Origin of the sequence: Alkalihalobacterium alkalinitrilicum, assembly GCF_002019605.1 — a bacterium.
Classification (GTDB): Bacteria; Bacillota; Bacilli; order Bacillales; family Bacillaceae_F; genus Alkalihalobacterium; species Alkalihalobacterium alkalinitrilicum.
This window is the reverse complement of record NZ_KV917368.1, coordinates 2424007-2450394: the sequence shown is the minus strand read 5'-3', so window position 1 is coordinate 2450394 and position 26388 is coordinate 2424007. Positions and strand designations below refer to the sequence as shown.

Sequence of the window (26388 nt, the reverse complement as noted above, 5' to 3'; positions counted from 1 at the left end):
GTGGAACAGATGGAAGATCGTAAAAGAGTTTTAGTAATTAATCCTGGATCTACTTCGACAAAGATTGCAATTTACGAGGGATATACCCCGTTGTTTACGACGAAGATTGAACATAGTTTAACTGAAATTCAATCGTTATTAACTGTTCAAGAACAGTATAATTTTCGAAAGCAAATGGTGTTAAGTACTTTAGATGAAGAAGGTATTAACCTTTCAAAATTAGATGCGGTTGTTGGTCGTGGCGGTCTTGTTCAATCTATTCCGAGTGGCACGTACTCTATTAATGAACGATTACTAGAGGATTTAAAAAATGGTTATTCTGGTTGGCATGCTTCAAACTACGGTGGAATTATAGCTCATGAAATAGCAAACCAGTTAAATATTCCAGCGTTTATCGTTGATCCTGTAGTTGTTGATGAAATGGATGAAATTGCGAAAGTTTCAGGTCTCCAAGGGATAGAGCGTAAAAGTATTTTTCATGCATTAAATCAAAAAGCTACAGCGCGGCTTGTTGCTAGAGATATGGGAAAGAAGTATGAAGAACTGAATTTGATTGTCGTTCATATGGGTGGAGGAATTACAGTTGGTGTTCATAAAGAAGGGCGTGTCATTGATGTCAATGATGGATTATATGGCGAAGGGCCCTTCTCACCTGAAAGAGCTGGAACGTTACCGACTGGTGCAGTTATAGAGCTTTGTTTCTCAGAAAAAATGACGAAAGAACAGGCGTTAAAACAAATGTCAGGAGCAGGTGGCTTAGTAAGTTATTTAGGTACTCAGGACGGTCATGAAATTGAACGTCAAATAGATATGGGTAATGCAGTAGCAGAATTTTATTTTGAAGCGATGGTATACCAAATAGCAAAAGAAGTTGGGGCAGCTAGTACTGTTTTATATGGGCAAGTAAATGGAATCGTCTTAACTGGTGGATTAGCCTTTAGTCAGCATTTGATTTCACTACTTACGAAAAGGTTGGAGTGGATTAGTGACATACTAGTTTACCCTGGTGAAGATGAAATGTTAGCTCTTGCTAAAGGAGCCATACGTGTCATGAATGGTGAAGAAAAAGCGAAGCATTATCCTAGTGGACAAATGGTCAGCGAATTAGGAATTCTAGGAGGTAAATAAATGGCTCACGAATATGACTTAGTCATCCTTGGGGCAGGTACTGGTGGATATGTTGCTGCCATACGTGCTGCACAATTAGGACTGAAAACGGCAGTAGTAGAAAAAGAGAAGTTAGGTGGAACTTGCCTACATAAAGGGTGTATTCCTTCGAAAGCATTATTAAGAAGTGCAGAAGTTTTTGTAACGACAAAGCGAGCGAGCGATTTTGGAGTGGAAACGAGTGATGTTTCCTTAAACTTTATAAAAGTTCAAGAACGCAAACAATCGATTATTGACCAGCTTCATAATGGAGTTCAGCACCTGATGAAAAAAGGGAAAATTGATATATATGAAGGTACAGGTCGTATATTAGGTCCGTCGATTTTCTCGCCCACTCCAGGAACGATTTCGGTTGAAATGAATAACGGTGAAGAAAATGAAATGTTAATTCCGAAAAATGTACTTGTTGCTACAGGTTCAAGACCAAGAATGTTACCAGGTATGCAAGCGGATGGAAAGTATGTATTAACTTCGGATGAGGCATTGCAATTAGAAGAGCTTCCTACATCCATGATTATTGTTGGTGGTGGTGTAATCGGTATAGAATGGGCATCCATGTTAGCGGATTTTGGGGTTGAGATTACAGTCATTGAATACAGTGATCGAATATTACCGACCGAAGATCATGAGATTTCAAAAGAGGCACAACGTCTTATGAAGAAAAAAGGAATTAAATTTGTCACAGGAGCAAAAGTGTTACCAGAAACGTTAGAAATAGCGAGTGGTGTTACGATCAAGGCTGAACATAAAGGGGAAGAAAAAACATTTTCTGCTGATAAACTCCTCGTTTCTGTTGGTCGAGCTGCAAATGTGGAAGGGATTGGACTTGAGAATACAGATATACAAGTTGAAAAAGGGTTTGTTTTAACCAATGAATTTTACCAAACAAAAGAATCTCACATTTATGCAATAGGAGATGTAATTGGAGGCTTGCAACTTGCACATGTTGCGTCTCATGAAGGTATCGTTGCTGTTGAACATATTGCGGGTTTAAATCCTGATTCTATCGACTATAACACGGTTTCTAAATGTATATACAGTCACCCCGAAGTAGCCTCGGTAGGGTTATCAGAAACGGATGCTAAAGAACAAGGTTATTCTGTAAAAACAGGAAAGTTTCTATTTAAAGCCATTGGTAAAGCTCTTGTATTTGGAGAAAGTGATGGGTTTGTTAAGTTTGTTGTGGATGAAAAAACAGATGATTTACTAGGTGTTCATATGATTGGACCTCATGTAACGGATATGATCTCAGAAGCAGCGATAGCCAAAGTGTTAGATGCGTCGAACTGGGAAGTAGCACATACAATTCACCCACATCCTACGCTTTCTGAAATTATTGGTGAAGCTGCGTTAGCGGTTGAAGGAAAAGCGATTCATTCATAATAGGAGGGATTTTCATGACAGAAAATCGTCATCAAGCTCTAGGTTTATCTGATGATACGGTATTAGAAATGTTTGAAATGATGCTACTAGCTCGGAGAATTGACGAGCGGATGTGGTTATTAAATCGTTCGGGAAAAATTCCATTTGTTATTTCGTGTCAAGGTCAAGAAGCAGCTCAAGTAGGTGCAGCGTTTGCTTTGGATCGTGAAAAAGACTATATTTTACCATATTACCGAGACATGGGAGTTGTCTTAACGTTTGGGATGACAGCTAAAGATTTAATGCTTTCTGCCTTTGCTAAGGCGGAGGACCCAAACTCAGGTGGGCGCCAAATGCCTGGCCACTTTGGTCAAAAGAGCAACAGAATTGTAACTGGCTCCTCACCAGTAACAACACAAGTCCCGCATGCGGTAGGGATTGCATTAGGTGGACGAATGGAAGGGAAAGATTTTGTAGCGTTTACGACATTTGGTGAAGGTTCATCTAACCAAGGAGATTTCCATGAGGGAGCTAACTTTGCGGGAGTTCATAAGCTACCAGTTATTTTTATGTGTGAAAATAACAAGTATGCGATTTCTGTTCCAATTGAAAAGCAATTAGCTTGTGAAAAAGTATCCGACCGTGCAATTGGTTACGGAATGCCAGGTGTAACTGTGGATGGAAATGATCCTATAGCCGTATATGCAGCGGTAAAAGAAGCTGCTGATCGTGGTAGAAAAGGAGAAGGACCTTCTCTAATTGAAACTGTTTCCTATCGATTAACACCTCACTCTAGTGATGATGATGATCGCACATACCGTTCACAAGAAGAGGTAGAAGAAGCGAAGAAGAAGGATGCGGTATTCACTTTTGCGGAGTACTTAAAAGGTTTAGGATTATTAACAGAAGCAAAAGAAAAAGAAATGAACGACCGAATCATGGTGTTGGTCAATGAAGCTACTGAATATGCAGAACAAGCTCCATATGCTGACCCAGAGCATGCCATGAACTATGTTTACGGAGAATAGGGGGGAGAAACGATGGCAGTTATTTCATACATTGATGCAGTGACTTTAGCGTTAAAGGAAGAGATGGAACGGGATTCCAAAGTGTTTGTCCTAGGAGAAGATGTTGGTGCACGTGGAGGGGTTTTCCGTGCGACAAAAGGTTTGTATGATCAATTTGGTGAACAGCGAGTGATTGATACACCTCTAGCTGAATCGGCGATAGTGGGAGTTGGAGTGGGTGCTGCAATGTACGGTATGAAACCCGTTGCGGAAATCCAGTTCGCAGATTTCATCATGCCAGCAGTTAACCAAATTGTCAGTGAAGCAGCAAAAATTCGGTATCGTTCAAATAACGACTGGACTTGTCCGATGGTCATTCGTGCTCCTTACGGTGGTGGAGTTCATGGAGCTTTATATCATTCGCAGTCTGTAGAAGCAATGTTTGCTTCTACACCAGGCTTAAAAATTGTAATGCCTTCTACTCCTTATGATGTAAAAGGTTTATTAAAAGCAGCGATCCGTGATAAGGATCCAGTATTGTTCTTTGAGCATAAACGAGCGTATCGTTTAATTAAAGGGGAAGTTCCTGAAGAGGATTACACACTTCCGATTGGTAAAGCAGATGTAAAACGTGAAGGTGATGATATCACTGTCATTACTTACGGTTTGTCCGTTCACTTTGCGCTTCAGGCAGCTGAAAAATTAGCAAAAGACGGTATTTCTGCTCACATCCTTGATTTGCGAACAGTTTATCCATTAGACAAAGAAGCGATAGTGGAAGCAGCTAAGAAAACTGGAAAAGTCCTATTAGTAACAGAAGATAATAAAGAAGGAAGTATTATGGGTGAGGTTTCCGCGATTATCGCAGAAGAATGTCTGTTTGATTTAGACGCTCCAATTCGACGTCTAGCAGGTCCTGATGTACCTCCTATGCCTTATGCACCAACGATGGAGAAATATTTTATGATCAATCCAGATAAAGTCGAAAAAGCAATGCGAGATTTAGCAGAGTTTTAAGAAAAGGAGGTCCAATCATGGCTACAGAAATTACAATGCCGCAACTAGGCGAAAGTGTTACAGAAGGTACGATTAGTAAATGGCTTGTTAAACCAGGAGAAAAGGTGAACAAGTATGATCCTATAGCTGAAGTTATGACAGATAAGGTAAATGCAGAAGTCCCATCTTCATATACTGGTGTTATTCAAGAATTAGTAGCGGATGAGGATGAAACGGTAGCAGTAGGTGCGATCATTTGTACGATTGAAGTTGAAGGTGCAGCCCCGACAACTGAAGAAAAACCAAGTAAAACAGAAGAGAAATCGTCAGAATCTACTGAAGTAGTAGACAGTGATCAATCTCAGAAAAAGCGTTATTCTCCTGCAGTTTTACGTTTAGCACAAGAAAACAATATTGATCTTGAACAAGTAAGTGGATCAGGTAAAGGCGGACGAATTACCCGTAAAGATATCCTCGCGGTTGTCGAGAGTGGTGTCATTCCGCAGCCGAAAACAGAAGCGGCTGTTAGTTCTGTTCAAGAATCAACTGCTCCATCTGTTTCAGCACCTGCGCCTGTGTCAAAACCGACAAAGGAAACTTCTTCTGTGGATATTCCTGTTACAGCAGGTGATATTGAAATCCCTGTTTCTGGAGTTCGTAAAGCAATTGCTGCGAACATGGTTCGAAGCAAACATGAGGCACCACATGCATGGACAATGGTAGAAGTTGATGTAACAAACTTAGTTAACTATCGTAATTCAGTTAAAAATGATTTTAAACAAAAAGAAGGATTTAATATTACATTTTTACCGTTTTTTATTAAAGCTGTTGTTGAATCATTAAAAGAATTTCCGCAGCTTAACTCAATGTGGGCTGGCGATAAAATTATTCAAAAGAAAGACATAAACATCTCAATCGCTGTAGCAACGGACGATGCATTATTTGTTCCTGTAATTAAGCTTGCAGATGAAAAAAATATTAAAGGAATTGCTCGCGAAGTCAATGAGTTAGCAGAAAAGGTTCGTGCAGGGAAATTGTCTGGTGCTGACATGCAAGGAGGCACATTTACAGTGAATAATACAGGTTCTTTCGGGTCTGTTTTATCCACTCCAATTATCAATTACCCTCAAGCAGCTATTCTTTCTGTTGAGTCGATTGTCAAACGACCTGTTGTAATGGAAAACGATATGATTGCTGTACGTAGTATGGTTAATTTATGTTTATCATTAGACCACCGTGTATTAGATGGGCTTGTCTGTGGACGCTTCCTAGCGAGTGTAAAAGAAAAGTTAGAAAAGATCGGCAAAGAAAATACCTCGATTTACTAATTAAAACAAGGGTGCTTAGGTACCCTTGTTTTTTTATTATAAAAGATGAATTTACAGAATTAAAAAAGTAATTTTCTTGAATAAATGGCGTAATAAAGGGCACTCTACTCGTGATAATAATGAAAAGGAGTAGTGTAAAAGGTGACAAGAAAAAAAGTTGTTTCATTAGGTTTAATATGTATCATTTCAGTAATAGCACTGATAAGTAGTCAAAATGCTACTTATGCATATGACATTGGTAGTGGTAGTCAACAAAAGAAGGATAACGACTGTGGATCACACTCGAGTTTATTAATTAACAATGGTTTCTCTGCTCATTTAAACATGTACTATGAATTGTTAGCAGAAAAATATAGACCTGAATATTTAGATGCTTGGCGTGATATAAGTAAAGAGCAAGCTGTACTGAAAAGAAAGATTTCAGAGGCGATGAAAAGTGGGAAAATCATGCACGGTGATGTTATTGAAGAAGAGTGGTTAAAAAAACATGAAGAACTTCAAACTTTGTTTGTTCAAGCTGTAGAACAGAGGAATGAAAAAGCATTAAAGAAAATAATACCTAAAGTATTTCAACAACAAAAAGACTTAAACAAAATGTATAAGAAAAGGTTAGAGATAATAAATTAGTTGGACTAGCTGACTTGAAAGTGTGTTATTTTATTATTTCCTTGCATGAAATATAGTTAACTCTATTACTATTTTTCATGTAAGGATGCAAACACTTATTAGTCAGCTTTTTTTATAGTTTAAAGAAGTTTAACTGCAATAATAGAATAAAATATAAGAAAAGCCATCAACTCACGTAATTCTTGTGGTAAATCATGTTTTCTAGTAAGGACAAAAAATTTTAATTTACAAATCGTAATTATTACGTTATAATTCATTAGGTGAAAAACGTAATGATTACGGAAGGGGATACTCATGAAAAAACTAAAAGTAAGCTTGTTTGCAGGTATGTTAGCAACATCGTCTTTTTTAGCTGCCTGTGGGGGACAAGAGGAGTCTGAAGAAAATGTACAAGAAGAAGTAATAGAAGAAGTAGAAAGTCTTGAGGTATTTACAACACTATTTCCGCTTGAAAACTTTACAAATAAAATTGGTGGAGAGTTTGTTAATGTCACAAATCTAATTCCAGTAGGTGCTGATGCTCATACATATGAACCAACTGCTAGAGAAATGATTAATGTGGCAGAAAGTGATTTGTTTATTTATAACGGTGCTGGAATGGAAGGTTTTGCTGATGCTGTCATTGAAACGGTTGCTAATGAAGATGTTCTAGTACTAAAAGCAACTGAAGGAATTGAATTGATAGGATACGACCATGACCATGCTCACGACCATGACCACGAGCATGAAGAGCACGGACATGATCACGAGCATGAAGAGCATGGACATGATCACGAGCATGAAGAGCATGGACATGATCACGAGCATGAAGAGCATGGACATGACCACGAGCATGAAGAGCATGGACATGACCACGAGCAAGAAGAGCATGGACATGATCACGAGCAAGAAGAGAATGGCCATCATGACCACCACCATGGTGATGAAGATCCGCATGTTTGGTTGGATCCAATTCTTTCGATCCAATTAGCAGAAAACATTAAAAATACGCTTGTTCAATTGTTACCAGAACAACAAGAAGTCTTTGAAGCTAATTTTAACGACGTAAAAACTGAATTAGAAGCAATTGATGCAGAGTTTTCTGCGATGGTTGAAGAGGTAGAAAAAGATACATTTATCGTGTCACATGCTGGATTTGGTTATTGGGAAAACCGTTACGGTATTAAGCAAATGGGAATTTCAGGTCTTTCACCAACAAATGAGCCAACTCGTAAGCAATTAGAGCAAATTATCGAGTATGCTGAAAAGCACAACATTAAACATGTAGCGTTTGAACAGAATTTCACTTCTCAAGTGGCTGAAGTAGTTAAAGATGAAGTAGGTGCAGAGCCTGTCTATATTCATAACTTAGAAGTATTGGTTCAAGAAAATGTTGATAATGAAGAAGATTACTTTAGTTTAATGAGAAAAAATATTGAAGCATTAAGAACAGCCTTACAATAAGAGCAAAGAGCGGGGAGTTTGTTCCTCGTTCTTTTTAATTTCTTTAGCAATGATGAAATATTTAGTAACTTACAATGCTTTTTAGTTGGTTGTTCTGAAAAAAACGGGTAAAATAAATACAGACTAAACAACATCAAGGAGTGATAAAGTATGCAATTTAATTTTTTGAACGATGTTGTTCAAATGGCAAGACAAGATATGGATAATGCTGGTTATAAGCAATTGACTACACCTGAGGAAGTAGATCAAGCCTTAGGTCAAAAAGGAACTGTATTGGTAATGGTGAATTCGGTTTGTGGATGTGCGGGGGGAATCGCTCGTCCTGCAGCAGCATATATGGCGAATTATGACAATAAACCAGATCAGTTTGTTACGGTGTTTGCCGGGCAAGATAAGGAAGCAACTGCACGAGCTAGAGAATTTTTTACTGATTATCCCCCATCTTCACCTTCGTTTGCTTTATTAAAAGATGGAGAAATCAAAATGATGGTTGAGCGTCATGAAATTGAAGGGCATGAACCAATTGAAGTTGTCCAAAAATTAGAAGCTGCTTTTGACCAATATTGTAGGTGATGTTAAAGGCTGACAGAATAAGTCAGCCTGTTTTCTATCCTTTAGGCTGTATTATTCTACATTGATAATAATCGTTGATTTGGAGTCAATCGTATGGAATGTTAGTTTGATAAGCCTTTCAGTAAACTGAAAGATCAATTCAGCTAATCTTAACGATAATTCGTGTTTTTCTAATATATAAATGTGATATAATAATATCCGAATATGTTTAGGAAGGGTGTCAACATGGAAGAGTTGTATAAACAAATTCAAGGGTATTTGAATATGGATGAAGAAATACCTTTTGAAGAATTTGATCAATACTATAAAAAAGTATTAGATGTGCTGAGTAAAAGTAGTGAACAATTTAATGAAGATGAAGTTTGGAAAGCCTTATTTATTGTAGAAAATTTAATGTCAAATTCTGATGCAAGATCTAAAGAATCTAAAGGTGCATTAGTTAAAAAATATAAAAAAATGGCTCAACGTACAGAACTATGGGCAAAGAATTTTGTAGTTCGATTACATAAATATGGGTATAACGATGATCAAATTAACGAACGCTTCGAGAAAATGTTTGAAGAAGGTCCAATCGAAGCTAACTAAGGGCAAAAAACAACATAAATCCAGGCGCACTGTAAAATCAACATGAAGTAGTAAGTTACTAGCGCCTGGTACTAATTTATCCGATAAGAAAAATTTTTTAGAGTAAAAAATAGTTGGTAAGATATTTTGTTCTATCTTGACTTTTAAATAACCTCGCTATATAATAATATTGTCGCTAAAAAATGCGCCTATGGTGAAATGGATATCACACGAGATTTCGGCTCTCGCGTTCTGGGTTCGAATCCTGGTGGGCGCGCCATTTTTTAATAATACATACATTTAAGCCTGAAGAATTTTTCTTCAGGCTTTTTTTGTGCGACGGGCAGTCGCACCTTGTGTAGCTTTGCTACACAAATAAATTGTTAAAGGTGATAATGTGATATCTAGTAAAAACGACTCCTGATTAGTTCTATTGTGTACTAAAGGTTCCTGGCATTATTTTTGTGTTATAGTAATGGTAGAAAATGTTGAACAGAGTCGAATGGAGAGTAAATTGAAGGTATTTTTACAATTACCCATACGTTGGAAAATCACTGGTTTAGCTTTTGGTATTGTTGCTTTTGCTCTTATTATCATTGGCATTATCTTACTTGGTTACAGTCATGAAATAAAAGAAGAAGAATTATCGCAACGGGCGATGATTACGGCTCAGTTAGTCACTCAAAATCAAGCTGTGCAGAATAGTATCGAAGAGGACGATGCATCAGATATATTGCAGCCGCTAATTGAACGAATGAGGGTTATAAACGATCATACTTATATTGTGATTTTGAATATGGAGCGGATTCGATTGACGCACCCTATACCCGAGCGTTTAGGAACAGTGTTCACTGGCGGTGATGAAAATGCTGCATTTTCAGAACATATTTATATTTCAAAAGCAAGAGCAGAAGATGGAACTGAAACTGTTAGGGCGTTCGTCCCTATTATGGATAGAGACCGTCAACAAGTAGGTGTTGTAGTTGTTGGGAATGTTCTGCCAAAACTAACGGATATTATTAACGAATATAGACAAACGGCAATCATTATTACAATAATTACGACATTATTTGGTTTCTGGGGTGCTTGGCTATTGGCTAATCATATTAAAAAACAAACCTTTGAAATGGAGCCGAATGAATTAGCGCGTGTACTCGAAGAACGGACAGCAACATTTAATGCTATTCATGATGGAGTTATCGCAATTGATGAATTTGAAAAGATTACAGTATTTAATGAGTCTGCTAAGGCGATTCTTAATATAACTGGGGATGTAATAGGAAAGCAGATCTCTGAAGTGATTCCTGATACTCGGCTACCTGAAATTTTAGAATTAGGCGAACCTATATACCAACGAGAATTTTATGTTCAAAATCGAGCGATATTAAGTAATAGGATTCCAATAAGAGATCATGGAAGAACAATAGGGGTTGTTGCTATTTTTCAAGATAAAACAGAAATTAATCGTTTAGCGAAAGAGTTAACAGGCGTTCAGGCATTTGTTGATGCATTAAGAGTTCAAAATCATGAGTATTCGAATAAACTGCATACAATAGCTGGACTTATTCAACTTAATCAGGGGAGCAAAGCATTAGACTATATTTTTGAGTTGAAAGATGAAAGAGATGCCCTTTCGCATATACTGATGCAACAAATTCATGACGATAGTGTAGCGGGTTTAATATTAGGTAAAGTAAGTAGAGGAAAAGAGTTAGGAATAGCACTAAAAATTAATAAGGCTAGTTCCTTTATCAATTATCCAGAAGGTATAACTAACCATGATCTTGTCGTCATTATGGGAAACTTAATTGATAATAGTTATGATGCCCTAATAAATACAGATGTTGAATCAAAAACAGTTTATGTTCTAATCAAAGAATTAGAGAAAGAGTTATTTATTCAAATTTCAGATAATGGCATTGGAATACCTAAGCAATTTCAAGAAAGAATCTTTACACGTGGTTTTTCAACGAAACAAAAAGAAGGTAGAGGCATTGGGTTATTTCTCATTCAATCTATTGTAGAACGAGTAAATGGTACAATTGATATAGATAGTGAAGAAAATGAAGGAACGACCATTTCGATTGCTTTACCGTTAAAAAGGGGGGATGGCTATGCGTGATGAGAAAAGAGTCATACGAATACTCTTAGTAGAAGATGATCCGATGGTTCAAGAAGTAAATCGGATGTTTATAGATAAAATTGATGGATTTTCAGTTATCGGCGTAGCATCCTCTGGAGTAATGGGAAGGCAACAAATTGAAAAGCTGAAACCAGATTTGGTGTTACTAGATGTTTACATGCCTGGAAAAGATGGAGTTGAACTCATTAAACAACTTCGGCAAGAATTAGTGGACGTCGATATTATTGCAGTAACAGCAGCTAATGATACAAACACAGTAAAAACGTTATTACGTCATGGTGTAGTGGATTATGTTGTTAAACCGTTTACGTTTGAACGTTTAGAAAAAGCATTAACACAATATAAAAATGTGTATGGACAATTAAATCACAACGATAAAGTTTCCCAGGAAAAGTTAGACCATGTTTTAGTCCAACAAACCAGAAAACAAGATGTTACCTTGCCAAAAGGCTTACATGCACACACGCTAAACCAAATTCATGGTTATCTTAAAGATATGAAAAGTGCTAAATCAGCAGAAGAAATAGGAAACGATGTCGGTCTAGCTCGAGTAACTGTTCGCCGCTATTTAAATTATTTAGAATCAATTGGTCAAGTAGAAATGGAATTAACTTACGGTACCATTGGGCGACCTATACAGCTTTATAGCTTGAAGCAGTAGGAGGAGTAGAATGAGAGGGTTAATTACAATCTGTTCTTTCTTATTAGTAGGGGTGTTGACGGCCCATTATATTGGATTTGCGCATCAAGCTGACTCGGACCCAAAAGCAGTAGATAAAGAATTAGAAGGGTTAAACGAAAAATACGTATTACGGTTTAGTCATGTTGTTGCTGAAAATACACCAAAGGGACTTGCCGCTTCGATGTTTGCTCAATTAGTGAGAGAAAAAACAGATGGATGGGTTGAAGTGCAAGTCTTTCCAAATGCAATGTTGTATGAAGCCCAAGCTGAATTTGATGCACTGATGAAAAAGGACATTCATATTATTGCTCCTGCCCTTTCAGAGGTGACGGTAATAGATCCTAATTGGCTTGTGATGGATTTACCTTATGTATTTCGAAACGAGCAAATGGTTGAAGATGCACTTCATGGGAGAATTGGTGAGTTACTATTTAATAGCATTAGTGATTATGGATTACATGGAATTACTTATTGGGAAAATAGTTTTAAACAAGTGACGAATCGGATTAGACCGATAATAAATCCAGAGGATATTGAAGGTCTTTCTGTTCGTGTGATGCCAAGCGAAGCTTTAAGCGATACTTATCGTGTACTTGGTGCAAAGCCGCGACTCTTCCCTTTTAATGAAGTATATGACGTGCTTAGTAATGGCGTTGTCGATGGCACTGAAAATACACTATCTAATATTTATTCAAAAGGATTTTATCGGCAACAAAATTATATGACGGTAAGTAACCATAATTATTTAGGATACGCTGTTTTTATGAATGGTAAATTTTGGGACAGCTTACCAGTTGATCATCAAAACAGTATAATAGAAGCAATGAATGAGGTAACAGTATGGTTACGTGAACATTCTAACAAAATTAATACTGAAATGTTAGCTCGCATCGAAAATAGTAATCTAATCGAAATTCATCATCAAACAGAAAGTGAAAAGATGGTGTGGAGAAACGCACTTAAACCCGTCTATGAAAAGTATGGGCAAATCATTGATCCAGAATTGATTACTGAAGTAACTAAACTTCAAGAATAACACGAGTATTCATGAATGGATTCAAAAATGAAAATACAATTATTCAAGAGGCTTTTGTGTAAAACAATCTTTTCATATTTTAGAGTAAATATTTATGATAGTTGAATAGAAGATAAAAAATGAATTATTCTAAAAAGTCAGATTACTATGTACTCAAGATACGTTACGTGTTAGTATAATACGAAAAAGGAATGATATTATGTTGGATAATTTCCGTTTTCATTACCCCATTAGAGTTCGATATTCAGAAATCGATGGTCAAAAAATTGTATTTAATGCGCACTATTCTACATATGTGGATGTCGCATCTACAGAGTACTTCAGGGAAGTTATAGGAGCAAATTGGATGGAATTAGCTGAAACAAATACGTTTGACATCGTACTAGCAAAAATCACGTTAGAATACCATCAACCTGCAAAGTTAGATGATCTCCTCCATGTTTACTGTCGAGTAAAAAGGATTGGGAAATCCAGTTTAACTTGCTCATATGTCATTGCACGGGAAGGGACGAATGATATTTTAGTTACGGCTGATGCAATACAAGTGTCTTATAATAATGAAAAAGGTAAATCTCAACCGATTCCTGAGGATATCATTCATAAGATAAAAGAGTATGAAGGAATTAAACTAGAAACAGTTTAGTAAGGCACATAATCCCCCCCTGACTTAAATCAAATAAATTCAAACTATAAACTATATTAAATATAGAAAACCACGATTTTTGCATTCATGGCATAATTCGTGGTTTTTTTGCGACCAAAAAGAACAAAAGGATACCTTTAAGTACAAAAATATAAATAAAAATGAAAGCGTTTTATACTTAGAATTATAAAAATATTCATAAGGGGGAGAACACGAATGAGTAATCAATTAATTTCAAATCTATGGAATAACCTTTGGCAATCTCACTCCCGTGTGAAAAACCTATTAACGTTTTCATTTGCTAGTCAGCAACAAAATGTAAATAAAAAAGTTGAGACTAAAGAAAATGAAGATAATAATAATAATGCCAATCCAATTTATAAAAAAACACAACTCATTGGTTTAATTTTAGGGCCTGCATTTTTTGCTATTATTATGTTATTTTTTACACCAGATGGTTTGACGCCAGAAGCAAGGGCTGTTCTTGCAAGTACAGTTTGGATTGCGACTTGGTGGATAACAGAAGCCATTCCGATCCCAGCTACCTCATTGTTGCCGATTGTTTTGTTTCCGCTGACGGGCGCACTAGATAGTGGAGCCGTGACTTCTTCTTATGGGAATAGTACTATTTTCTTGTTCTTAGGTGGCTTTTTGATTGCCCTTGCTATGGAACGTTGGGAACTTCATAAACGAATTGCCTTAACAATCATCTCTATTATAGGGACTAGCTCAGAACGAATAGTACTAGGGTTTATGATTGCGACAGGTTTTTTATCGATGTGGATTTCGAATACTGCGACTGCTATGATGATGGTCCCAATCGGTACCGCAATCATTTATCAAGTGTCCCGTAGTTTAATAGAGAAAAATGTTAGTGTTGCCAATGAAGATAAAAACTTTGGACGTGCTATGATGTTAGGTATAGCTTACTCTGCTTCTATTGGTGGTTTAGCAACTTTAATTGGTACACCCCCTAATATGATATTAGCTGGTGTGATTAATGAGTTATATGGAATTCAAATTACTTTTGCAAGTTGGATGATGTTTGGACTTCCTTTAACTATTATTTTACTTAGTTTTGCCTGGGTATATTTAGTTAAGATGGCTTTTCCGATCAAAATGAAAACTTTACCTGGTGGAGGTGCGTTAATTCGTGAACAAAAGAAAGCTTTAGGTAAAGCAAGTTTTGAAGAAAAAGCTGTCCTTGCAGTTTTCTTATTAGCAGCGTTTTCTTGGATTACACGCTCGTTCTTACTCGATGGTGTTATTCCAGGAATTGACGATACAATGATTGCTATTGTAGCTGCAGCTATTTTGTTCCTTATTCCTTCTCTTAATAAGCGAGGAACTTTCCTCCTAGATTGGGAAACAGCAAAAAAGGTTCCGTGGGGTATTTTACTGTTATTTGGTGGTGGCCTAGCCATTGCCGCAGGATTTAGAGAGTCAGGTCTTGCTTCTTGGATCGGTAATCAATTAACGGTCGTAGACGGAATACACTTCATTTTAGTCTTAACGATTGTTACTGCATTAGTCATGTTCCTTACTGAAATTACGTCGAATACTGCATCGGCTACGATGATCTTGCCAATTATGGCTTCACTTGCATTGGCAATTGGTGTTCATCCTTATGCTTTAATGATCCCCGCAGCAATTGCAGCATCTTGTGCTTTCATGTTGCCTGTGGCGACACCACCGAATGCCGTTGTCTTTGCATCAGGACACTTAAAAATGGTAGATATGGCACGAGCAGGTTTTTGGATCAATATCATGTCCATTGTAGTCATTGTCATTGCTATATACTTCTATCTACCAATTGTTTGGGGTATCGATTTACAAGTCGTTCCAGAAATGTTTAAAGGCTAATAACTTGTTTTATCCCGCAACAACTGGCAGTAATACCCCACTTCAAGACTTCGAGAAATCAAAGAAGGAGAAGTGGGGGATAAACTGCCAGTAAAGACTAAATGGACACAGACTAAAGGCGCTACGTTCTGTGGCAACGTCTGTGTGACCCACATCGTGTGGGCCTCAACTACCCATCAGTGGGGGAAGTGGAAAACCCCTCACTGATGGAAGTTTCACTTTATTAAAAAGGATGACTTAAGGGTGAGGACACCTTTAAGTCATCCTTTTATTCTATTTAAGAATAGTCATCAATTTTTAGGTATATCTTATGATTTGTATAGAAATTTTGTATATAGTTTAATAAGTATCTAAGATTATTAATATTCCAGTATTTCTTTTAGTTAATAGAATTTTTTAATTATTCCTATTTAACCAAAGTTTTGATCATTTATAAAGTTATGTTTTAATTTATACAAAAAGCTTTTCAAACAAAGTCAGTTGTGTTAAGATACATCAAGATGAATATTTATTAGTTATTTATGTAAGAAAGTATACAAAAGATTTATGAAAAATAGGGGGATAAAAGGATGAAAAAGTTATTAAAGATTGGTGTAACAGCAATACTGTCATTAGGTTTACTAGCAGGGTGTGGAGGAGATGACGAACAAGTACTTGTTATGGGTACTTCCGCAGATTACCCGCCATTTGAATCGATTGACGAAGCTACAGGTGAAATTGTTGGTTTTGATGTTGACTTAGCTCGTTATATTACTGAACAGCTAGGATACGAGTTTGAAGTTCAAGATATGGATTTTAATGGTCTCATTCCGGCTTTAGAAGGTGGACGAGTTGATTTTGTATTAGCAGGGATGACTCCTAGACCCGATCGCTTAGAGCGTGCTGATTTTTCGGATATTTATCATGAAGCAAATAACTTAATAGTTTTTAAAGCTGATAGTGGAATTGAAACGGTAGAAGATTTAAATGGGAAAACTCTTGGTGTTCAACTTGGTTCTATTCAAGAAGAAGAAGCTGAAGATGTTTTAGCTCCTGAATTAGATGGGTTACAAGTTGAAAAGCGTAATCGTATTCCTGAACTTATTCAAGAATTAATAGCTGGACGTATTGATGCAGCGATTATCGAAGATACTGTTGCTAAAGGTTATTTAGAGAGAAATACAGAATTAACTTCTTTCCTATTACCACACACAGAAGAAGCTGGATCCGCAATTGCTTTCCCTAAAGGTAGTGAATTATTAGATCCGTTTAATGAAGAACTTCAAAAAATGAAAGAGGATGGCAAACTAGAAGAACTAATCTTAAAATGGTTTGACGAATAAAAATCTAATAAAATAGACATATACGAGAGAGGAATGAGATACGGGCATGAATTTGGATTTTAACCAAATCGTGCCCTCTATCCCTTTTATAATGGGAGGGATATGGGTCACGTTAAAGTTTGTTAGTGTGTCTTTAATTATTGGATTAGTTTTAGGGACATTTCTGGCAATACTCAAGATTGGAAAAGTAAAGTTATTAGTTATTTTATCTGATATTTATACATCGATTTTCCGTGGTACACCACTTATCTTGCAATTATCTATTATCTATTTTGCGACACCGCAGTTAATTGACTATAATATTTCAGCATATGAAGCAGGGGTTTTAACTTTTGGTTTAAACTCTGCGGCTTACATATCAGAAATTATACGTGCTGGTATACAAGCAGTAGATAAGGGTCAAAAAGAAGCAGCGGAAGCATTAGGAATCCCTTACAATCAAATGATGCTAAAAATTATATTACCACAGGCGTTTCGAAATATTTTACCTGCGTTATTTAACGAATTTATTACTCTAACTAAAGAGTCTGCAATCGTATCGGTTATTGGGGTTATGGATATTCTAAGAAGGTCACAAGTCGTAGCTTCGAATACGTTTGCCTATTTTGAACCGTTACTGATTGCTGGAGTTATCTATTATGTATTAGTAATGGCATTAACTCTTCTTGGGAAATTGCTAGAGAGGAGATTGAAACGAAGTGATTAATGTAAAAAATTTATCTAAATCATTTGGGAAGCTTGAAGTATTAAAAAATATTTCAACTTCAATAAATAAAGGGGAAGTAGTCGCTATTATCGGGCCTTCTGGATCTGGTAAGTCAACGTTTCTAAGATGTTTAAACATGCTAGAACAACCGACTTCAGGTGAGGTTTGGTTTAATGATACGGAATTAACTAGCCCTAAGGTTGATATTTTGAAAGTAAGGCAACAAATTGGTATGGTATTTCAACACTTTCATTTATTTCCGCATATGACTGTGTTGGAAAACTTAACTTATGCACCGATGTCAGTTAAGAAAATGGAGAAATCAGAAGCTGTCACTAAGGCAGAAGAACTTCTAAAAAAAGTCGGTTTATATGAAAAGAAAAACGAATATCCTAGTCGTCTTTCTGGTGGGCAAAAGCAACGTGTTGCGATTGCTCGAGCATTAGCCATGGATCCTGAAGTAATGCTTTTTGATGAACCGACCTCCGCACTTGATCCTGAAATGGTTAAGGAAGTTTTAGAAGTAATGAAATCATTAACTCAAACAGGAATGACGATGACGATTGTTACGCATGAAATGGGCTTTGCTAGAGAAGTGGCTGATCGAGTATTTTTTCTTGACCATGGCCAGTTACTGGAAGATGCTCCACCGAGTGAATTTTTTAGTCAACCAAAAACTGATCGTGCTCGTGACTTTTTACAAAAGGTCTTATAAAATGTGAAATGAAAGTGCTGAGAAAGGGTTTCAGCACTTTCATTTATATAGAATAAAGATGTTCTAAATAGAGTGGATGTTAAATGATAATCATTTAACGTATAATAAAAGGTGGTCTTGAGTGACCATCTTTTTTCTATTATTATGTGATAGGAGAGCTACATGTTTAAGATAGGATACCGAACGTTAAAGACGGCAATAGGAGCTGGGATAGCTATTCTAATCGCCCAATGGCTATCTTTAGATTTTTACGCATCTGCAGCTATTCTTACAATTTTATGTATTTCAGTTACGCGGAGAAGTTCATTATCAATTTCTTGGCAACGGTTTGCGGGGTGTTTATTAGGACTCGTATTAGCTTTTATCCTTTTTGAATTGATCGGGTACCATCCTATTACCTTGGTGCTCTTGTTGTTATTATTTATACCACTTTCCGTTATGCTGAGGCTTAAAGAAGGAATAGTGACGAGCTGTGTAATCATTTTACATATTTATACTCTTGGAACTGTTTCTGTCGGGATTTTTTTGAACGAACTATACCTTATTATTATAGGTATAGGCGTTGCGTTAATTATGAATTTATATATGCCAAGTGTTGGCCAGGATCTACATATGTATCAAAAAAAGATTGAAGAGAATTTCAAAGTGATTTTAACTGAATTCTCAAATTATTTACGAGATAGTAATAATTTATGGGATGGTAAAGAATTGACTGAAACCTATGAATTGCTTCAGGAAGCTAAGAATATTGCTATAAAAAACATTGAAAATCATATACTGAGATATGAAGACCAGTATTATAATTATTTCAAGATGCGTGAAAGGCAATTTGAAATTTTTGAGAGAGTAATGCCATTTATTTCTTCATTAGATGATACAGTTATCCAAGGAGTGAAAATTTCTAGCTTTCTGGATCAATTAAGTCAAGCTGTTGGTCCAGTAAATACTTCGAGTTATTTTCTTGATGAACTTTCTCAAATGAGAGAAGAGTTTCAACAGATGCCATTACCGCAAACACGGCAAGAGTTTGAGATTAGGTCATCACTGTATTATGTGATGCAAGAATTAGAAAGTTACTTAATAATTAAAGATTCATTAAAGAAACATTAGATCGGCTAAGGTAAGAGCGAATAAAAATAGCATGAATAGTAAAGATAAGGAAAAGAGCAAATTTTGGAGGCGGAAAAATGCTACAAACTCTTTTCTTATCGATTTTGCTCGTAGTCTCACCGATTTGGCCATTAGGTGAAAATCCACTTGTGGGCGATCCATACATTATCGTTAATAAACAGACGAATCAATTAGCTTATATTAACGAGGGAGTTATCCAAAATGTATATTCTGTTGCTACTGGAACACAGAACGAATTAACTCCAGAAGGTGAGTTTATGATCGTTGTTAAAGCACCGAACCCCTATTACCGCAAAAAAGACATAGAAGGTGGTGCGAAAGAAAACCCTTTAGGGACGAGATGGATTGGTTTTGATGCACTAGAAACTGACGGTAGAATATATGGTGTACATGGTACCAATCTTCCTCAGTCTATAGGACATTATGTGACAGCGGGTTGTGTGAGGATGGAAAATAATCAAGTGGAAGAATTGTATGAGGAAATTCCTCTAGGTACAAAAATATTAATTGTCAATACGAATGAGAGCTTTGAATATCTGGCAAGAGAGGCAGGGGCACTTCCATAACCAAGAAGAAGAGGTTAACTCAAGTAAGTATTGAGTTAACCTCTGCGTATTGTATTAAAGCCAAAAAGCAGCTCCTGTAAGTAAACTCCCTAATACTAATGTTGCGATCATTACGTAAATAATCATTTTTTGAAATTTGCGTGACATATGAGTAACCTCCTAAAGACATGCTACTTATATTGTACCTTTTTATAGATTAATGAACAAGATGCTTTTTTTGTACAGAAAAGAAAAGAATTCCATCTATTCTTTCAGTTTGACAAAAAAGCAGGAAAACTTCAAAAGTTAGAGAATATTCTACATGTTAGATTTATTCATAGTGTAGTAATCTATTATTAATCATTTGATAGGAGTCGAAGAAAATGCAAAAACAAAATGCACCTAAAAAAATTGATCATATTGGAATTGCAGTTCAATCAATCGAAAAAACATTGCCGTTTTATACGGAGCAATTAAACCTTGAGTTATTAGCGATAGAAGAAGTTTCATCACAAGGTGTAAAAGTAGCTTTTATTAAAATTGGTGAGTCTAAAATTGAATTATTAGAACCATTACATGATGAAAGTCCGATTGCCAAGTTTATCGCTAAAAAAGGAGAAGGAATTCATCATATTGCGTTAGGGGTAGCAGGAATTCAAGAACGTATAAACGAAATTAGAGAAAAGGGTATTCAGATGATTAATAATGAACCCGTAAAAGGCGCAGGTGGTGCCCAAGTGGCCTTTATTCACCCGAAATCTGCAGGTGGTATTCTGTTTGAGTTTTGTGAAAAGAATAAGTCTGAATAATTTTTTTCTTTCATTGTGCTCGTCAAAAGGTGAAATGGAAGAAAAAATCATGTACCATTTAATGTGAATGATACTTGATAGATGGAGGCAGATAAATGATTAATGAACAACGTCTCGTGGATGAGTTTTTAGAGCTCGTTCAAATTGACTCCGAAACCAAACATGAGCAATTGATTGCGCCAGTATTGAAGAAGAAATTCGAAGATCTTGGTGTTGAAGTGTATGAAGATGATACGACTGGTAAAACAGGTCACGGTGCTGGTAACCTCATTTGTACATTACATGGTACAAAAGAAGGTGTTGATACGATTTACTTTACATCTCACATGGACACTGTAGTCCCAGGTAAAGGAATAAAACCTTCGATTAAAGAAGGGTATGTAGTAACAGATGGGACAACGATTTTAGGTGCTGATGATAAAGCTGGGATTGCGGTTATGCTTGAAGCAATTAAAGTTCTAAAGGAACAAAGTATAGAGTATGGTACGATACAATTTATTATTACAGTAGGTGAAGAATCAGGATTAGTTGGGGCAAAAGAACTTGATCCATCTTTGCTAAAAGCTAAGTTTGGTTTTGCTTTAGATAGTGATGGACCTGTCGGTGATATCATTGTAGCAGCACCTACTCAAGCAAAAGTAAATGTTGTCGTTAATGGAAAAACAGCTCATGCAGGGGTGGCCCCTGAAAAAGGAATATCAGCAATTACTGTTGCTGCTAAAGCCATTTCTAAAATGCCGCTTGGTCGTATTGATGAAGACACAACTGCTAACATTGGAAGATTTGAAGGTGGTACACAAACGAATATTGTTTGTGATTATGTAAAGATCTTAGCTGAGGCCCGTTCACTTCTACCTGAGAAAATGGAAAAACAAGTGGAAACGATGAAAGCAGCATTTGAAGATACGGCAAAAGATTTTGGCACAACGGCTGATGTTGATATTGATATTATGTATCCAGGCTTTAAGTTAGGAGACGGTGATGAAGTTGTAGAAGTTGCAAAACAAGCAATGTCTTCTATAGGCAGGACACCACGTTTATTACAAAGTGGTGGTGGAAGTGATGCAAACATCATTGCTGGCTTTGGCATTCCGACTGTCAACCTTGCAGTTGGCTACGAAGAAATACATACGAAAAATGAACGTATGCCAATTTCAGAATTAGTTAAGTTAGCAGAAGCAGTTGTTTCAATTGTTAAAACGATAACAACGAAATAGAAATAAATTTGCAGAAGAGTCCAAATATTTTGGGCTCTTTTGCGTTTTTCCGGTACACTATACTGGAAAAGTAAGTGAATAAAAGTAAAATATAGATAAATACTTAATATAAGTGATAGGAGAAAGGGGTTAGGAAATTTGGATTATAACACTATACATCAAATGTTAAATTATTTTCGAGCGACTTACAAAGTAGTAGATGAGGATTGGCAAAAATCTGCTCAAGAAGTTGGAATTACACAATCAGAACAGCATATGATCTGGATCATCTATTTTGAAAAAAAAGTTTCGATGTCACAAATTGCTAAGGTTGGGTTGTGGGATCTATCAACAGTAATGCAAGTGATTAAACGTTTAAAAACAAAAGGACTCGTTCAAACGATAAAAGACGAAAATGATCTACGTGTCTCATACGTGATGTTAACACCAGAAGGGGAAGAGAAACGCCAGGAAACATCGCAATTTACATATCATTTTTCAAAATTTATTGAAGACTATATGAACGAAGATGATGAAAAAAAACAAAGACTAGAAGCTATATTCGAGTTTGTGAAGGATTTTTGTAAACATTATTATGGTCAAGAATTTGTACAATGGGTGGAAAGAACGAGTAACTCAAGCATTACAAGTGAGAAAAACGAATGATTTTATATTGATATAAAAAAACGTTCGGATAAAGATTAAAATCCAGCTCCTCATTTAATAGTATAATTAAGGGTTATGAATATGAGAGAAGAGGGTGACTGGATGATGAATAACTACGATGTAATTATCGTTGGCGCAGGGCCAGCTGGTATTTTTACTGCTTACGAACTATTAAACTCAAATCCTAACTTAGGAGTTTTATTTAATAGACAAAGGTCATTTCATTTATAGTAGAAGATGCTTAATTAATGAAAAGAAAATAGAAAAGTACCCACCACCAGCAGGGTTTGAAAGTTAAAGGTGTTCGAGTTGAAACGTCAAATGTAATTATGCAAGATTTAATAAACACTTGTATGTAGCTGGAGGAGATGGGGCAGGTATTACACGTGGATTAGGACAAGTTGGCAAATGGAGTACACGTTGCACGAGCAGTTGTATAGAAAGAATCGAAACAATTTCTAACTGTATAAGTGGGTGTTGAACAAAAGGGTGTGAGTTAAATTGTATAACTCGCATCCTTTTTGAGTTGTTAATCTTTATTGTTTTTTTAGAAATTAAAGTAAGGCATGACACCCATTTTTACTATATTTTAAAGAGGGTCTTCCTTTTTAAAGTAAAAAAATAAGCATAAATAAAAATCCTCCAAAAATTGTTCATAAACCTTTTTGAAAGTTAGACCGATATTAGAGATAGAGATAATGTACGGGAGGAACTAAGATGCAAATAACTAATCAAACAAACGCTGCACAACAGACATCAGATCGTACGCTAAACTTACGTGAAGGCGAAGTTTATCGAGCAACAGTTAAAGAGCGTTTGCCTGGAAATGAGGCTATATTACAAATTCGTGGACGAGAAGTTCATACAAGATGGGAAGGGAGTGCACCTGCTGGGGACCGAGTAACTATTCAAGTAAGGGAGAATAGACAAGATATTCCTTCTGTTCGTTCCATCGGTGAAGAACGAAGTATAACAGTTTCTCAACAAGGTGATCAAAAAGATATCAATCGTGTTCTACGAAACCTTGGAGCGGCTCAACCTCCTACAACCGAAGTACGTCAAGCTGCACAGGTATTACTTGACAAAGGTGTACCTTTAACTAGAGAAGCAGTTCAAGAGTTGCAACGATATCTTAATTCGAAGCAGGGTACATTAGTACAACGGCAACAAACGATTGAGGTTATGGGAAATAAAAGGTTAGAAGTAAATTCTGCACAAATTCGTGCTGTTCATGAAGCCATCCATGGACGGCCGATTGGTCAAGTTTTATCTGAAATTTCAAAAGAGGTCACTCCAAATAGTACACTTGAACGAGAGAATGAACAAGCAAGGCAAAATAGAGAACGTCAAGTAAATGAAGCCGTGCGAAAGTTTGAACAACATCAGCGTAACGAAGGAAGTTCAAGAGGGTCTGTACCAAGTGAAAATCGTATAGAAGGAAGTGCTTCTCGTCAACAAGCAACAGAAAATCTGAGAAATGTAGAACAACGACTCGCAGCGGACCGACGAGTGAGCGATCAAACCCGTCAAGTGCGTGAGCAAGTTCAACGAGAACCGAATGTACAACGAGCGGTGGAGCAAGTCCGCCAACAAATCGTAAATAACCCAGCGGTCGGTCGTGAAACAGTACAAGTTCTCGACAAAGCGAGTAGAGAGACACGACAACTTTTACAAGTGAGTCAAGATCGCATGGTTCAATCTCTTCTAACGATAGAGAGGCAGCTAAACAATCAACCGAAGACGGCAGATAACACTCGATCACGCGAAGTTATACGAGAAGTGAGAGAACAACTTGGACGGGATCAAAATATGCAAAGAAGTGTAGAACAACTTCGTCATCATATTTCTAATCAATCGGTAGATCGTAATATACAGTTTCAAGTAGAAAGAGTGATTAATCAAACTCAACAAATTGAAACCGTTGCAAGGGAGCGCATATTAAAAGCTCTACAAAATATCGAGCGTGCTACAGGGAAAACTGAAACTGTAGGTTTTAATCGATTAGAAGCTTCAGTGAATTCAACTGTACAAAGTCAACCTACTGATCAGCGACTCAGTGAAACTCTCCAGCAAATGCAACAACTACTTCAAAGAGAAGCGAATTTTGAACGAGTGATTGAACAAGTGAAAGTACAAATCAATCAAAATTCGAATCGTGATGTACAAATTGTTGAAAAAGTGATACAAGCAACTGAGGAAAGTAAAAAGCTACTAAGTCAAGGAAGAGAAATGGCAGCAAGACAACAATTATTAGAAACATTAAATCAACTTGAAAAACAAGCGATTGCCAGCGAGCAAGTTCCTACACCAGAATCGAATAGACAACCCGTTGAGCAAAATCAATATATAAATCATGAGCATTTCCAGACCAGTATGCAATTAAATAGTAAAGATATTGCGGTAACAACGATTACTGAAAAGTTAGCTCAAGCTGCTGCTGATTTTAAAAATCTTCAACGGGAGATTTCAAGAAATTTAGATGTGGCCAATAGACTAATTGATCAATTTAAAAACCAAGCACAACATCAAGTGAAGCCATTGCTAGAGACATCGATAAAACAACTAGATAACGCTATTTTAAAAAGTGAAATGATGTTACTAACGGACATGAAAACAGAAAAAAGGTTAATGCAAGCTAGTAGTCAATTGGCTGAAGCTAAAAAGTTGCTCTCAAAAGGACAATTTCAAGAAGCAAATCGGATCGTTCAAGAGGTAAAGGGACTTGTTGAACGCTTGCAATTTAAACCTTCAGAAACAAAAGTAATGCACTTTATTAGTAATGAACGTCAACACCTTGATTCCAAATCGCCAACTCAGCACATTATGAATCAAATGAATGATATTCTCAAGCCTTCATATGGGCAAGAAGCGTCGGCTCGTCAAGCTTTTGAAATGGTTCGAAGTCTAGGCTTAAATCGTGACAGTGAACTTGGATTGATGCTAACTAATCCACGCGATCAAGCTCAACAAGAAGCCAATCAGCGTAACTTAAAGACAGCATTAATGACGCTGATGAGAGGAGAAGAGGAAGGTAGTCGCCTCAGTCAACAAGCTAATCAGGTCTTAAACAATATAACGGGTCAACAGCTTTTGAGTAAGTCTGACCAAGGAAACTTACAAAGTATGTTTTTTAACTTACCATTTTTACTAGAAGAACAAGTAGAGAATCTGCAAGTTTTTATTAATTCAAGAAATGAAGGACAGCAAGTCGATTGGGAAAACTGTAATCTATACTTTTTAATAGATACACCTAAACTAGGTGAAGTTGGAATTATGGTTTCTGTCGTTGATCGAAACTTATCTGTTACGTTAAAGAATAATCAACCGATGTTCCAAACGCGCATGGAACCTCTCGTAGATCAATGTATAGATAATATTCAAGAGATTGGCTATAGCGTAAATGGAATAAAATATACGAAACTGTCTTCAACTCAAGAAAACCAAGCGTCTACATCCGATGCTAATGATGTACAAAAAACAACCCAACAACCAATATATACAGAGAAAGGCTTTGATTTCAAAATATGATGATCTCTAAACACTTTAACCATAAACAGCGGCGTGCAACGAATGGACAAACAGCTGCAGTGATTCAATATGATAAGGAAGACGGGGGTGCTCCAAAAGTAGTGGCTCAAGGAAAAGGAGATGTCGCTAATCAAATTATTAATCTAGCTAAAAAAAATAATATTCATATGCAAGAAGATCCTTTATTAGTAGAGAACTTGCTAGATATGGATTTAGGCGATAATATTCCACCACAATTGTATTCGGTTATGGCTGAAATTTTACTTCTTATCGAAGAAATGGAGAAAAAGTATTAAACTTTGACAAAATTCTACCGATAATAAGCATATATAAATT

25 protein-coding genes, 1 tRNA gene and 1 pseudogene are annotated in these 26388 nt (G+C 36.5%); 26 read left to right on the top strand and 1 reads right to left on the bottom strand.

The annotated features are described in order from the left end of the window. Window positions 1-9: 9 nt before the first annotated feature. The 20 genes from buk to BK574_RS11405 all read left to right on the top strand — a co-directional run bounded on the left by buk (window position 10) and on the right by BK574_RS11405 (window position 19874). The gene (buk, locus tag BK574_RS11500) at window positions 10-1128 is read left to right on the top strand and encodes a butyrate kinase (protein WP_078428702.1); all 1119 of its coding nucleotides are present in this window, start codon (window positions 10-12) and stop codon (window positions 1126-1128) included. Further along, window positions 1129-2550 (top strand): dihydrolipoyl dehydrogenase, encoded by a 1422-nt coding sequence (gene lpdA, locus BK574_RS11495; protein WP_078428701.1) that lies wholly within the window; start codon window positions 1129-1131, stop codon window positions 2548-2550. Window positions 2551-2564: 14 nt separating this feature from the next. Then, window positions 2565-3557 (top strand): thiamine pyrophosphate-dependent dehydrogenase E1 component subunit alpha, encoded by a 993-nt coding sequence (locus BK574_RS11490; protein WP_078428700.1) that lies wholly within the window; start codon window positions 2565-2567, stop codon window positions 3555-3557. Between the two features lie 12 nt (window positions 3558-3569). After that, complete coding sequence (locus BK574_RS11485; protein ID WP_075385020.1) at window positions 3570-4553, top strand: alpha-ketoacid dehydrogenase subunit beta; 984 nt, start codon at window positions 3570-3572, stop codon at window positions 4551-4553. Window positions 4554-4570: 17 nt separating this feature from the next. Continuing rightward, the gene (locus BK574_RS11480) at window positions 4571-5860 is read left to right on the top strand and encodes a dihydrolipoamide acetyltransferase family protein (protein ID WP_078428699.1); all 1290 of its coding nucleotides are present in this window, start codon (window positions 4571-4573) and stop codon (window positions 5858-5860) included. Window positions 5861-6001: 141 nt separating this feature from the next. Further along, the gene (locus tag BK574_RS11475) at window positions 6002-6487 is read left to right on the top strand and encodes a hypothetical protein (protein ID WP_078428698.1); all 486 of its coding nucleotides are present in this window, start codon (window positions 6002-6004) and stop codon (window positions 6485-6487) included. A 294-nt stretch (window positions 6488-6781) separates the two neighbouring features. Then, window positions 6782-7930 (top strand): metal ABC transporter solute-binding protein, Zn/Mn family, encoded by a 1149-nt coding sequence (locus BK574_RS11470; protein ID WP_078428697.1) that lies wholly within the window; start codon window positions 6782-6784, stop codon window positions 7928-7930. Between the two features lie 150 nt (window positions 7931-8080). Continuing rightward, window positions 8081-8503, top strand: coding sequence for a BrxA/BrxB family bacilliredoxin (locus BK574_RS11465; protein WP_075385016.1), 423 nt, complete (start codon window positions 8081-8083; stop codon window positions 8501-8503). Window positions 8504-8728: 225 nt separating this feature from the next. Next, window positions 8729-9088: a hypothetical protein gene (locus BK574_RS11460; RefSeq protein ID WP_078428696.1), complete on the top strand. Its 360-nt coding sequence runs from the start codon at window positions 8729-8731 to the stop codon at window positions 9086-9088. A 184-nt stretch (window positions 9089-9272) separates the two neighbouring features. Further along, window positions 9273-9347: transfer RNA gene (locus tag BK574_RS11455), tRNA-Arg, on the top strand. A gap of 195 nt (window positions 9348-9542) precedes the next feature. Next, window positions 9543-11189 carry an ATP-binding protein gene (locus tag BK574_RS11450; RefSeq protein ID WP_238458009.1) on the top strand — a complete coding sequence of 549 codons (1647 nt, stop codon included), beginning with the start codon at window positions 9543-9545 and terminating at the stop codon, window positions 11187-11189. After that, entirely contained in the window at window positions 11182-11871 is a 690-nt protein-coding gene (locus BK574_RS11445; protein WP_078428695.1) for a response regulator, read from the top strand. Before BK574_RS11450 ends, BK574_RS11445 begins: the two co-directional genes overlap by 8 nt. A 10-nt stretch (window positions 11872-11881) precedes the next feature. Further along, entirely contained in the window at window positions 11882-12928 is a 1047-nt protein-coding gene (locus BK574_RS11440; RefSeq protein ID WP_078428694.1) for a DctP family TRAP transporter solute-binding subunit, read from the top strand. 199 nt (window positions 12929-13127) lie between these two features. Then, complete coding sequence (locus BK574_RS11435) at window positions 13128-13571, top strand: acyl-CoA thioesterase (protein WP_078428693.1); 444 nt, start codon at window positions 13128-13130, stop codon at window positions 13569-13571. A 216-nt stretch (window positions 13572-13787) separates the two neighbouring features. Continuing rightward, a complete protein-coding gene (locus BK574_RS11430) occupies window positions 13788-15434 on the top strand; it encodes an SLC13 family permease (RefSeq protein ID WP_078428692.1) in 1647 nt (548 codons plus the stop codon). A 569-nt stretch (window positions 15435-16003) separates the two neighbouring features. Next, the gene (locus BK574_RS11425; protein WP_078428691.1) at window positions 16004-16756 is read left to right on the top strand and encodes a transporter substrate-binding domain-containing protein; all 753 of its coding nucleotides are present in this window, start codon (window positions 16004-16006) and stop codon (window positions 16754-16756) included. 46 nt (window positions 16757-16802) lie between these two features. After that, entirely contained in the window at window positions 16803-17462 is a 660-nt protein-coding gene (locus BK574_RS11420; RefSeq protein WP_075385009.1) for an amino acid ABC transporter permease, read from the top strand. Then, window positions 17455-18177 (top strand): amino acid ABC transporter ATP-binding protein, encoded by a 723-nt coding sequence (locus BK574_RS11415; RefSeq protein ID WP_075385008.1) that lies wholly within the window; start codon window positions 17455-17457, stop codon window positions 18175-18177. Before BK574_RS11420 ends, BK574_RS11415 begins: the two co-directional genes overlap by 8 nt. Window positions 18178-18339: 162 nt before the next feature. Beyond that, on the top strand, window positions 18340-19287 hold the full coding sequence (locus tag BK574_RS11410) for an aromatic acid exporter family protein (protein ID WP_075385007.1): 948 nt from the start codon (window positions 18340-18342) through the stop codon (window positions 19285-19287). A gap of 77 nt (window positions 19288-19364) precedes the next feature. Next, window positions 19365-19874, top strand: a complete 510-nt coding sequence (locus BK574_RS11405; RefSeq protein ID WP_078428690.1) for a L,D-transpeptidase — start codon at window positions 19365-19367, stop codon at window positions 19872-19874. Between the two features lie 54 nt (window positions 19875-19928). Here the strand turns inward: BK574_RS11405 and prli42 are convergent, their stop codons facing one another. Further along, the gene (gene prli42 / locus BK574_RS27475) at window positions 19929-20021 is read right to left on the bottom strand and encodes a stressosome-associated protein Prli42 (protein WP_158211627.1); all 93 of its coding nucleotides are present in this window, start codon (window positions 20019-20021) and stop codon (window positions 19929-19931) included. 215 nt (window positions 20022-20236) lie between these two features. On the opposite strand from prli42, the gene mce reads away from it, so the two are divergent. The 6 genes and pseudogenes from mce (at window position 20237) to BK574_RS11375 (ending at window position 26348) form a co-directional block, all read left to right on the top strand. Further along, window positions 20237-20662, top strand: coding sequence for a methylmalonyl-CoA epimerase (mce, locus tag BK574_RS11400; protein WP_075385005.1), 426 nt, complete (start codon window positions 20237-20239; stop codon window positions 20660-20662). Between the two features lie 95 nt (window positions 20663-20757). Further along, complete coding sequence (locus BK574_RS11395; protein ID WP_075385004.1) at window positions 20758-21879, top strand: M20/M25/M40 family metallo-hydrolase; 1122 nt, start codon at window positions 20758-20760, stop codon at window positions 21877-21879. Window positions 21880-22017: 138 nt separating this feature from the next. Continuing rightward, window positions 22018-22524: a MarR family transcriptional regulator gene (locus BK574_RS11390; protein WP_075385003.1), complete on the top strand. Its 507-nt coding sequence runs from the start codon at window positions 22018-22020 to the stop codon at window positions 22522-22524. A 102-nt stretch (window positions 22525-22626) separates the two neighbouring features. Beyond that, window positions 22627-22810 (top strand): annotated as a pseudogene (locus BK574_RS11385) (lycopene cyclase family protein); the annotation flags it as partial. Between the two features lie 431 nt (window positions 22811-23241). After that, window positions 23242-26052, top strand: coding sequence for a hypothetical protein (locus BK574_RS11380; protein WP_078428689.1), 2811 nt, complete (start codon window positions 23242-23244; stop codon window positions 26050-26052). Beyond that, window positions 26049-26348, top strand: coding sequence for an EscU/YscU/HrcU family type III secretion system export apparatus switch protein (locus tag BK574_RS11375; protein ID WP_075385001.1), 300 nt, complete (start codon window positions 26049-26051; stop codon window positions 26346-26348). The genes BK574_RS11380 and BK574_RS11375 overlap by 4 nt, the downstream gene beginning before the upstream one ends. Window positions 26349-26388: the final 40 nt, after the last annotated feature.